Annotated in this window: 9 protein-coding genes; 2 read left to right on the top strand and 7 right to left on the bottom strand. The window is 69.5% G+C overall.

Annotation, left to right across the window (positions count from 1 at the left end):
• Positions 1-124: 124 nt before the first annotated feature.
• From RM446_RS19155 to RM446_RS19130, 6 genes are all read right to left on the bottom strand, one after another.
• Entirely contained in the window at positions 125-880 is a 756-nt protein-coding gene (locus RM446_RS19155; RefSeq protein ID WP_311546735.1) for a replication initiator, read from the bottom strand.
• Positions 880-2,298 (bottom strand): FtsK/SpoIIIE domain-containing protein, encoded by a 1,419-nt coding sequence (locus tag RM446_RS19150; protein WP_311546734.1) that lies wholly within the window; start codon positions 2,296-2,298, stop codon positions 880-882. Before RM446_RS19150 ends, RM446_RS19155 begins: the two co-directional genes overlap by 1 nt.
• On the bottom strand, positions 2,298-2,546 hold the full coding sequence (locus RM446_RS19145; RefSeq protein ID WP_311546733.1) for a hypothetical protein: 249 nt from the start codon (positions 2,544-2,546) through the stop codon (positions 2,298-2,300). The genes RM446_RS19150 and RM446_RS19145 overlap by 1 nt, the downstream gene beginning before the upstream one ends.
• Positions 2,547-2,654: 108 nt before the next feature.
• Entirely contained in the window at positions 2,655-3,092 is a 438-nt protein-coding gene (locus RM446_RS19140) for a plasmid replication, integration and excision activator (protein ID WP_311546732.1), read from the bottom strand.
• Between the two features lie 150 nt (positions 3,093-3,242).
• Positions 3,243-4,457 carry a helix-turn-helix domain-containing protein gene (locus RM446_RS19135; RefSeq protein ID WP_311546731.1) on the bottom strand — a complete coding sequence of 405 codons (1,215 nt, stop codon included), beginning with the start codon at positions 4,455-4,457 and terminating at the stop codon, positions 3,243-3,245.
• Positions 4,454-4,762: a putative quinol monooxygenase gene (locus RM446_RS19130; RefSeq protein WP_311546730.1), complete on the bottom strand. Its 309-nt coding sequence runs from the start codon at positions 4,760-4,762 to the stop codon at positions 4,454-4,456. Before RM446_RS19130 ends, RM446_RS19135 begins: the two co-directional genes overlap by 4 nt.
• A 156-nt stretch (positions 4,763-4,918) precedes the next feature.
• Between RM446_RS19130 and RM446_RS19125 the strand changes: the two genes are divergently transcribed.
• Positions 4,919-5,380, top strand: coding sequence for an ATP-binding protein (locus RM446_RS19125; RefSeq protein ID WP_311546729.1), 462 nt, complete (start codon positions 4,919-4,921; stop codon positions 5,378-5,380).
• 89 nt (positions 5,381-5,469) lie between these two features.
• The gene (locus RM446_RS19120; protein ID WP_311546728.1) at positions 5,470-6,069 is read left to right on the top strand and encodes a hypothetical protein; all 600 of its coding nucleotides are present in this window, start codon (positions 5,470-5,472) and stop codon (positions 6,067-6,069) included.
• A 647-nt stretch (positions 6,070-6,716) separates the two neighbouring features.
• Here RM446_RS19120 and RM446_RS19115 read toward each other — a convergent pair.
• On the bottom strand, positions 6,717-7,544 hold the full coding sequence (locus RM446_RS19115; RefSeq protein WP_311546727.1) for an SAM-dependent methyltransferase: 828 nt from the start codon (positions 7,542-7,544) through the stop codon (positions 6,717-6,719).
• Between the last annotated feature and the right edge of the window lie 1,870 nt (positions 7,545-9,414).

The raw sequence follows: 9,414 nt of genomic DNA, 5'->3' as shown, positions 1-9,414 counted from the left end.
CCCTGGCGCGCCAGCTCGACAGCGCGGCGGCGGAACTCGGGCGAGTGTGGAGAGGGCATGGACGACATCCTTCCTGATGATCACGCCTGCCCTCACCTCAAGTGTCCGCGCTACAGGGGGAAGCTCAACGGAGGTTCTGCACGAAGCGATCAATCAGCTTGGAGAAGTGCAGCGCGTCCCGCGCGGCCCGCCGGTAGTCATACGTCGAGGGATCCACCGGTGTGCCGTCCGCTTTCACCCGCCCGTAGGTGTCGCAGGTCAGTGTGAGGAAGAGCGAGGGCCGGAAGACGCGGCCCGTGGCCGGATCCTCGTAGGAACGCCCCACGGTGGTCTTGGCCATCTGCCGCTTGGGCAGGTCCGGCGCGTCCTGGCGCCGCTTGGTGGAGCGCACCCGACGAGCACTGCCCGACGCGGAGGAGCCGCGCGAGACCGAGCCGCGCAGCCCGGACGCGGTGATCTCGGCATCCAGGTCGGCGATGGCCTGATCGAGCGCGGCCACCTCGTCGAAGGCAGCTTCGCCCGCGTGCACGAGCCGGTCCCGCTCGGCGGTCACCACGGCGCGCCGCTCGATCCACGCCCGCTGAACTTCGGACGGTTCGTCGGGCGTGACGGTTGGATCCTCGGCGAGGTGCCAGCCCTCTTCGCACTGACTCCGGCGGATGGACCGTTTGCGCTTGGCGCAGGCCGGGCAGCGCGATTCCAGCGTGGACCCGCAGGGCACGTCCACGATCTCGGTCGCCCCGGTGGCGATGTCGGTCCGCCGGAGCGAGACCGGCCGGATGCACACGCCCTTGTCGGCCGCGATCTGTTCGGCCACCTCACGCGCCAGCGGTTGCGCCTGCCGTTCAGCCCGCGTGCTCTTACCGGTCGGGGTCGGCATCAGCCACCCACCCCCGCAGCGGCCGGTTCGGCGGCCATGTGTTCGATGTCGGCATCGGCGACGAACGCGGCCCGCACCCGCACCGGGACCGGGGAGCCTTCCAGCTTCACGAAGGCCACACCGGGAAGGTCGGGGTCGATCAGGTGCGCGTTGGCGCCCCGGTCGCGCGCGCCTTCTCCGAGCACCATGTCCACCTGCGACGCCTCGTCCAGTCGGAGGGCCACCTTGTCGGGAAAGAGGTTGCGCAGGTTCAGCACCTCCTTGCGCGGGTCTTGGAGCGCGGCCAGGACGCAGAACCCGACTGACCGGCCCTGACTGGTGAGCGTCGCTATCGCGTTCTCCGCTCGGCGGCGGATGTCGCGGTCTGGGTGGTAGGCGGTCAGGAACGCCACCTCGTCCAGCACCACCACCACGAACGGGTCCCGCGTGCTGGGCACGTGGACGCGCTGTCGGCCCGCGTAGCGCTCGGCGCGTTCTTGCATCGCCGCCACCGCCGATTCGAGGAGTTCCACGGCGTCTTCCGCCGCATCGGCATACCGGGCGAACAGGGTGCGCCCGAAGGACAGTTCCATCCGCTTGGGATCGATCGCCCACACCTGCACCGTGCCCGCGTGGACGGCCGGAGTCATGGCGCGGATGGCCGACCACAGCACCGAGCCCTTACCGGCGCCCGTGACGCCCACGGTCAGGACGTGGGTTCCGTGCAGCCGCAGCCGCCACGGTTCGCCGTCCTCGCAGCGCCCGACTGGTAGCGCCGACAGGTCCGGCTCGTCGGGCACCGGTAGAGCCTCGATCGGATCGGCGAGGGTGTCACGGCGCGGGAACTCCAGCACCACATCCCGTGGTCCGCGCACCTCGACCCGGCAGGAGGGGGCGCCGAAGCCGTGCGCCAGCTCCGCGACGCGGTTCTCGAAGTCGGCCGGGGCGGTGCCGGCCACCAGCTTCACCCGCACCCGGTCGGCCCACGCGGAGCAGGTCACGCCGCGAATCTGCGGGAGGTATTGGCGTTCAAGGTAGGACTCGGCCAGCCCGGAGACCACCAGGACGGGTTGCCAGTGGCGGCGGTAGACCCACAGCCACCGCCACGCGGCCAGCACCCGACGCGCCACCAGTGCCTTGAACGACTTTGGCCAGCGGCGCCACCAGATCAGCAGAGCGACATCGGCGAGCGTCCAGGCCACGGCCAGCCCCAGCCAGCCGACCAGACAGACCAGGCCCGCAGAGGCCGTCACGGTCGCGACGGCCGCAGGAAAGCGGAACGGCAGCAGGACGACGAGCCGTGCAAGGCGCCAGAGGAAGCCCGCCACGACGACGATGCCCGGCGTCTCGACCACCGGAGTCGAGAAGCGGATGGTCTGGGCGGGTACCGGCGCGGTCGGCTGCACCTGGGTCGCTCCGGCGCTTTTGCGTCCCAGCATCACCGACCACCCCCGCTCTCCTTGGTGCGCAGTGCGGCCAGTTCGGCGCGTGCCTCGTCGGCGACGGCGCGGGTTTCGACGTCGTCGGTCTGGTCGGCGATGCGCCCGAGGATGCTGGACTTCCAGGCCAGCAGCGCCGCATCGGAGCGGGTGGCGGAGCCGTTGAATGCGGCGTTGCGGTGGGCGCGCAGGGCGTCCATGAACTCGGCGATCTCGCGCGGGCTGACCCGCTTTGACGGATCGGACATACTGAACAGACACCTCTTCTGTGGTCTTTGGCGAGTTCACGAGGGGTTGAAGGGGCGGCCGAAGGTGTTGGCGCACCAGGCCGCCCCGCTTCGTGTTCAGGGGACGGTTCAGCCCGCGTCCTTGGAGCCGGAGGCACCCGCACCGGCAGCGGCCGGAGCCTTGCGCGAAGCGGCCCCGTTGCCGCCCGGCGTCTTCACCCCGCGTGCCCGCAGCGAGTACGCGACGCGGGGGCGGCGCCCGGAGTCGTCCACGTAGGGCATGACCGACATCTGCTCGAACTCCACGGGCCGGAAGGGCAGGCCGGGAACCTCGTCGGGCAGGGTCGGGCAGTGCTCGGCGGCGACCTTGACTTTGACGCTCTTGGCCTTGCCGCGCGCTTCGGGGTCGGCGTCGATCACGTCCACCGCCCACAGCGGCAGACCCGACACCTTGTCCATCTGCGGACGCTTGGTCTCGAAGTCGGTCATCGCCTCCACCGACAGTGCGTAGGCGCCGTGCGGGAACACCGTCCCGAACTCGATCGGCAGCGCACCTTGAATCGCCATGCTTCTACCTCTCTACGGCCCGATGACCAGGCCGGACATACGAAAACGTGTGGGCTGTCGCCCCTTCCAAAGCTGGAAGGCGAGCGGCGACAACCCACACGCTAACCCGTACTTTTAGTTGTGTCTAGTAGTTCGAGTACTAGTTCGCACTCAGAGTGCGCCCGTGCGCCTGGCCAGCCCTTGCAGCGCCGGTCCCGCCGGATCCTGGACGGTCAGCAGATCCCCGACGGCTTGGCGCACCAGCGGATGACTGCGCACCTGCTCAGGCGTGATCTGCTCGGCCTGCTCAAGCGCGGAGACGGCCGCATCGGCGTTGCGCCGCTGGAGGTGGGCGCGCGCCACGTCGATGAGGAACCGCCCTTGGCGCTCCGTCGACAGGCCCGAGGTGTCGACACCGTCAGCCGCCCGCAGCGCCACCCCGGCGTCCCCGAGCTCCACCGCAACCGCCACCTCGTGCAAGGACACGTTGGTCGGCCCGAACTCGGTGTTGTAGTCGTTGCGATCGCCCCCCAGCCGCTCAGCGACCGACCGGGCCTGTGCGATGTTGCGATAGGCGGTGGTGGCCTCGTTGCGCCGAGCCGCAGCGACGGCACGTTGCAGGGTCAGCGCACCGAACAGCGACATCGCTTCCACCTCGCCCCGATCGGCCAGGGAAGACAGCGCCTCACACGAGGTGCCGGCGGTCGCCTCTACTTGGTCGAAGTAGCCCGCCCCCTGGAAGGTCAGGCACAGCCGGAACTCACCGGCGGCCATCAGCAGCGGCTCATCGGCGCGTTCGGCCGCAGTGATCGCCCGATCAGCCGCGATCCAGGCCGCTTCGAACTCGCCGAGCTTGCTCAGCGCCGACGAGCACGCCTGATACGTGGTGTTGAGCAGCCGGAAGAGCGGTACTCGCTGCCCGTTGGGCACCGAACGAGCAGCCGCCTCCAGGTCCGGAACCAGCAGCTCCAGAAGTTCAGTCAGCTCCACATAGCGGCTCGCATGCGTCAGGCTCCACGCCTCGTCCACCCGCCTCCGCAGCCCGTCCACATCCGGAGCGGTGCCGTCTCCGCCGTTGCGCAGGATGGCGCTCAACGCATGCGCACGGCTGAGCACCAGCCGCAGACGACTACTACCTGGGGCCTCCTCGGCGGTCGAGGCGACGATGGGCGACTCGGCGGCCAGCTCCGAGAGCGGCACCTCCAATACCTCGGCGACGGCTTCCAGCACCGACATGCGATCGATCCGGCGAACCCCCCGCTCTACCTGGGAGACCCACGCCTCCGACCGATCGACGAGCCCGGCGAACTCCCGCTGCGAGAGCCCGCGCCGCTTGCGGTGCTGGGCGATCTTGCGCCCGAGCGCCTTCTGATACTCGTTGCTCACCCGGAGACTCCCTTAGCGTCCTGCGCCTGGAGAAAGTCCACGTCCACCGAGGCCAAGTACTGGCCGCGCGCATCGAGGAAGCGCTTCACGTGCGGCTGCTGTTCGTGAGCGTCGAAGGCCGCCCGGTCGCGGTAGAGCTCGTAGAAGTACCGCTCAAGCGGCTTGCCCTCCACGGTGTGCACCGCGTAGACGAGCGTGCCCGGTTCACTCTCGCGGATCTGCGGCAGCGTCTCCGCCACCAGGGCATCGAAGCCTGACGCGCTCTCCTCGTCCTTCAGCGTGAACCGCACCGCCAGTCCGAACATGGCGTCTCCTCACCTCACGTCGACATCACTAGTCGCACTAATTGTCTTCCAAACGTAGTGCAAGTACCAGGCACCTAATGTACGGTAGCCGTACTTATAGTACTAGTCATGCAGCTCATTGTCTTGTGATCTGCCGAACTCACCGAGGTGAGGCGTATGACCCTCCACCCAAACGACGCCGACCGCCCCCGAGTCGCCGCCTGCCGCTGGTTCCCTGGAAGCCCCTCCGCCGTGCGGGACGTGCGCCGGTTCATCACCAACCGCCTCCAGGACTGCCCCGCCGCTGATGACGCCGTCCTCATCGCCAGCGAACTCGCCACCAACGCCATCCAGCACACCGAGTCGGGCACCTGGACGACCGGCTTCCTTGTGATGCTGGAACACACCGCCGACGAGGGAGCCTTGATCACCGTCCACGACGCCGGCACCGCTGCCCGCACGCCCTACCTCGCCGAGTCCAACCCGAACACCGAGCACGGCCGCGGCTTGAGCCTCGTCAACGCCATCGCCAAGAGTTGGGGCAGCCAGGGCGGACCGGCCGAGCGTATGACCTGGTGCGTTGTGCAATGCCGCAACAGGTCAGGGGCTCCTGTAGAAATGTTCAGCACGCACGACTAGCCTGTTACGGGCAACGTTTTAGACAATTGGAATGCCGCCATCGCCCCATGGACACTGAAATCGCGGGAATTCTGGCTCAGAATATTCCCGTGGCAATCATTGCCATTATTGTTGAGTATAGGGTTTTAATCTTCCATGAAAAACCTTTTAATCGGGAGTACATTGGAACGCCCGATAGCATTTCTCTAGTAGAGAGGAAGCGGGCTGCAATCGCTCTGCTATTAGAGCGAACGCGGCCGAGGATGCTATCGACACACTCTAAGAGAAAACTTAACAAGCAACTTCGGGTGCAACTTAGATCACTTGATCGGGAACTAGAAAGACTCCGTTGTGCCGAAGATCGGGAGATGGAGGAAGTTCGCTCGCAGGCTCGTTATGACAGCCTCATGATAGTGATTTTCTACTTAATCTTCATGATTTTGATTGTGCTGGAGCTTATTGTGTTGGGGGTGCATGGAAGTCTTATAAAGTTGCCTATTCAGGCAAACTTTGCTATTCCCGGAATGTTCTGCGCTGCTTTGTCGATGGCAATCCTTATGCCTCTTGGTCGTCACTTCACTCTCGATTTTCATCCAGAGTGGGTTGTGCGTCGACTAAATTTGAGATGGCGATCGCGTGTTTTTATGGCGCTAATGGTTTCCGCAATGTTGGCAATCTTTATCGTTTCGTTTATAATTGCGCTTCCATGATTTCGCGTTCGAGGTTCTGATTGCGTTGCCGAATTAGGCTGTATGGGATCAAGGCGACGGCGCTCCGCGCCGTCGCTACCGGCTTGCCGTCCGCACGCTCGGGCTGCGGGCTGGCGCCCGGTCCCGAGCGTGCGGACGGCCGCCGGGGGATCGCAGCACCGCGCGCCGCTTGAACCACATTCGCCCCATCGGGGTCGCGCCGTCGCCGGAACATGGCTAGCCAGAGCGCCGACAGGTTCGCATCGGAAACCGCCCTATGGTCACTGGCGTTCTGGGGCCCGAGGCACTCGGTCGCGCGACTCTGACTATCTCGGGTTGCCGGCACCGGCGCGACCGAGCACCTCGGACCGGGGCCCTGGTTGCTCGCTACTGTGGTCGCCGAGAGAGTGGTTGCGCGTGCGCGCGTAGCCGACCATTGGCGCTGGTGGCCGCGATGGCTGAAGTTCCGAGCGGATGCACATTAGATGCACACGGCATCGAGAAGGCCCGGGAAACGGTGCGAACCGGCGCGCAGGCCGACGCCCAGCTCAGCGGCGGTTCGGGGGGAGTGGCCGCAGCCCAGCAGCACCCCCGCAGGCTAACGAGGGGTTAGGGGTTCAAGTCCCCTCGTCGGCTCTTTTCATGCCGCGGGTGGCGGTGCAGCGGTGTCAGGGGATGCGTGCGACCCCGGCCAGCCCCCAGGCCCGCTCCGGAGGGATGTAGCCGGCCGCGTCGACGACGGGGGAGGGCTCGGTGGTCCAGTCGTCGACGTGGGTCAGCCCGGGCGGGTCGACGAGTTCCAGTCCGTCGAAGAAGCGCGCGATCCCGGCCCTGGAACGGGTTTGCCCGGGCGAGCTGGTGCTGGCGTAGAACCGCTCCAGGGCGGCCGCTCGGTCGGGAGCGGTCTCGTTCTCGACGTGGCTGATGGCGACATAGGAGTCTGTCGGCAGCCGCTCCACGTAGCGGCGCAGCAGCCCGTACGGGTCCTCGTGGTCCTGCAGGAAGTGCAGCATCGCGACCAGCAGCAGGCCGACGGGGCGGTTCAGGTCCAGGCGGCCGGTCAGGTCGGGACGCCCGAAGATGACCTCCGGATCGCGCATGTCGGCCTCGACGACGCCCGTGATCTCGGCGCGGTCGGCCAGCAGCGCCTCCGCGTGCACCCGTACGACCGGGTCGTGGTCGACGTAGACCACCCGGGCCTCGGGGACGCGCCGGCGCACGACCTCGTGCACCGGGTCCTCCGCCGGGAGGCCGGACCCGATGTCCAGGAATTGGTCGACCCCCTGCCGTGCCATGTAGTCCACCGCGCGGGCGAGGAACCGCCGGTTCGCGCGCGCCATCTGCCGTATCTCGGGGATCTGCTGCTCGATCCGCTCGCCGAGCTCGCGGTCCACGGCGAAGTTGTTCTTCCCTCCGAGGTAGTAGTCGTAGAGGCGGGCCGCGCTCGCCACTGTCGGGAGGCCGTGGCCCCCCTCCGCGCTTGGATCGGTGCTCATCGGTCCCTCCTGAGGGGCGAAGCGGTCGTGGAAGTGCACATTGTGCACGACGCCGCGGCTCCGGTAAGCGCTTTCTAAGGGGTAGCGGGCGCTGATGCGGTGGCGCTCCTCACAGCCGGTGGCGCGGCCGCCGACGACGCGGCGCGGGCGCGGGCACCCCGTCACGGACTGGCACGGGCGACGCCGCAGGACAGTGGTCGCGATCGGGACGGGCAGTCGGCCGGAGCCGCCGCGCCGACGGCGGAGGCCGCCTACCGGCGCCGCCGCGGGGCCGGTTGTGGCCGCGCCGCCCGCTGGGCGCTGCCCGTCGCTGTGTTGTACCGGACGGCGGCCGGTCCGAGCCGACCGGTCGCCGGGCGGCCGCCTACCGGGCGCCGTCGCGCGAGCCCAGGCGCATCCTTCCGCCGGTGGCCTTGTAGAGAGCCCTCGGCAGCAGCGATACCGGAACACCGGGCAGATCGCGCAGGCGGCGCTCGTAGGAGCCGTCCCGAGCGGTGGCACGCGGAGCGGACCCGGGCGCGGACGATGCCGGCCCCGACCCCTCGATGAAGGCCCTTGCCTCCGCGGAGCCGGGGATCGCCGAAACCGGCGCGCTGTCGGCATGTCCCGCCTGCGGGCCCGACGGGTGCTCCGCCGGGGCATGCGGCGGCGGGGGAGTCCACGCCGTCTCCGACCCTCCGGCCGACGTCGGTACAGCGCCGCCGGAGGGGAATCCCCCCGAAGGCGTCGGCTTCCACTGCTGCTGTTGCGGCCCCGGAGCGCCGGCGGACGGAGCCTGGTGCCGGAACGCCTGCTGCGGCCCGGAGCCCGGTTCCCGGCCCGCGGATCCGGCGGACGGCGCCCCGGCACCGGGATAGGCCGCCGTGTCCGCCGCCCCGCTCGGTCCGTGAGCGCCGTAGGTCATTGCGCCCGCCTGCTGCGGACCGGTCCCCGGGCGCTCCCCGACGGCGGGCGGGTCCGGCCGCCAGGCTGCACGGGACGGCTGCGGCCCGCTCGGCGTGCGGTCGGCGCGGGGCCGACCAGGCTGCCCCCACGACGGGTGCGGAGCCTGGGGCTGCGATCCGCTCGGGAGGTCCGCCGGCTGCGCGCCGCCACTGCGATCCGGGCCGGGCGCCCGCCCGGAGCCGGGGCCCTGAGCCGTCCCCTCGTCCTCGGGCCGACCGGTTTCCCGCTGTGCCCGGCCCGCGATCCGCGGAGGCTCACTCGCGGGACCGGCCGGATCGTCCGGTACCGAGTCGTCGACGGGACGGAGCCGGATCGTCTGCTCCTCCGGCCGCGGCTCCTTCGGTCCGCCGGAACGGCCGGGCTGCTGCGGTCCGGTGGTGGGGTAGGGCTGCTGCGGTCCGCTCGGTTGCCGGGGCTGGGGCTGGGACTGGGGTTGGGGCTGCTGTTGAGGGCGGTAGGGCGCGGCGCCCGGGTCGCGGTCGGCCGCCGCGGAGCCGCCGGTCCGGTGGGGACCTGTGGCCGGACCGGTAGGGCCTTCCGCTTCTGCTCCGGGACGGGCCTGCGATGCGCCCGGCGCGCCCGCCTCCTGGCTGCCGGTCGCCGCGGGGTGCGGAGCCTGCGGGGTGTTCGGGGAGGGCGGCTTCCCGTCCGTTCCGGGGCCGGTGCCGGTGCCGCCGCTACCGGGTCCGGCCGCCGGCTGGACCCGGCCGGACCTGTCGGCGCCCGAGCCCGGGCGTCTGGCGGGGGTCCGCGTGGAGCCGTCCGGCCGCTGCGGTCCGGTGGTGGGGTAGGGCTGCTGTGGTCCGCTCGGTTGCCGGGGCTGGGACTGGGGTTGGGGCTGCTGTTGAGGGCGGTAGGGCGCGGCGCCCGGGTCGCGGTCGGCCGCCGCGGAGCCGCCGGACCAGTGGGACCCGGTCCCGGGCTG

This window comes from Streptomonospora wellingtoniae (assembly GCF_031845375.1).
Lineage (GTDB): Bacteria > Actinomycetota > Actinomycetes > Streptosporangiales > Streptosporangiaceae > Streptomonospora > Streptomonospora wellingtoniae.
This window is presented reverse-complemented; position numbering and strand designations above follow the sequence as displayed.

Bases quoted from the DNA above. Each gene is read 5' to 3' on its own strand.
- RM446_RS19145 (WP_311546733.1), bottom strand. From the start codon at position 2,546: ATGTCCGATCCGTCAAAGCGGGTCAGCCCGCGCGAGATCGCCGAGTTC.
- RM446_RS19155 (WP_311546735.1), bottom strand. From the start codon at position 880: ATGCCGACCCCGACCGGTAAGAGCACGCGGGCTGAACGGCAGGCGCAA.
- RM446_RS19125 (WP_311546729.1), top strand. From the start codon at position 4,919: ATGACCCTCCACCCAAACGACGCCGACCGCCCCCGAGTCGCCGCCTGC.
- RM446_RS19140 (WP_311546732.1), bottom strand. From the start codon at position 3,092: ATGGCGATTCAAGGTGCGCTGCCGATCGAGTTCGGGACGGTGTTCCCG.
- RM446_RS19130 (WP_311546730.1), bottom strand. From the start codon at position 4,762: ATGTTCGGACTGGCGGTGCGGTTCACGCTGAAGGACGAGGAGAGCGCG.
- RM446_RS19150 (WP_311546734.1), bottom strand. From the start codon at position 2,298: ATGCTGGGACGCAAAAGCGCCGGAGCGACCCAGGTGCAGCCGACCGCG.
- RM446_RS19115 (WP_311546727.1), bottom strand. From the start codon at position 7,544: ATGAGCACCGATCCAAGCGCGGAGGGGGGCCACGGCCTCCCGACAGTG.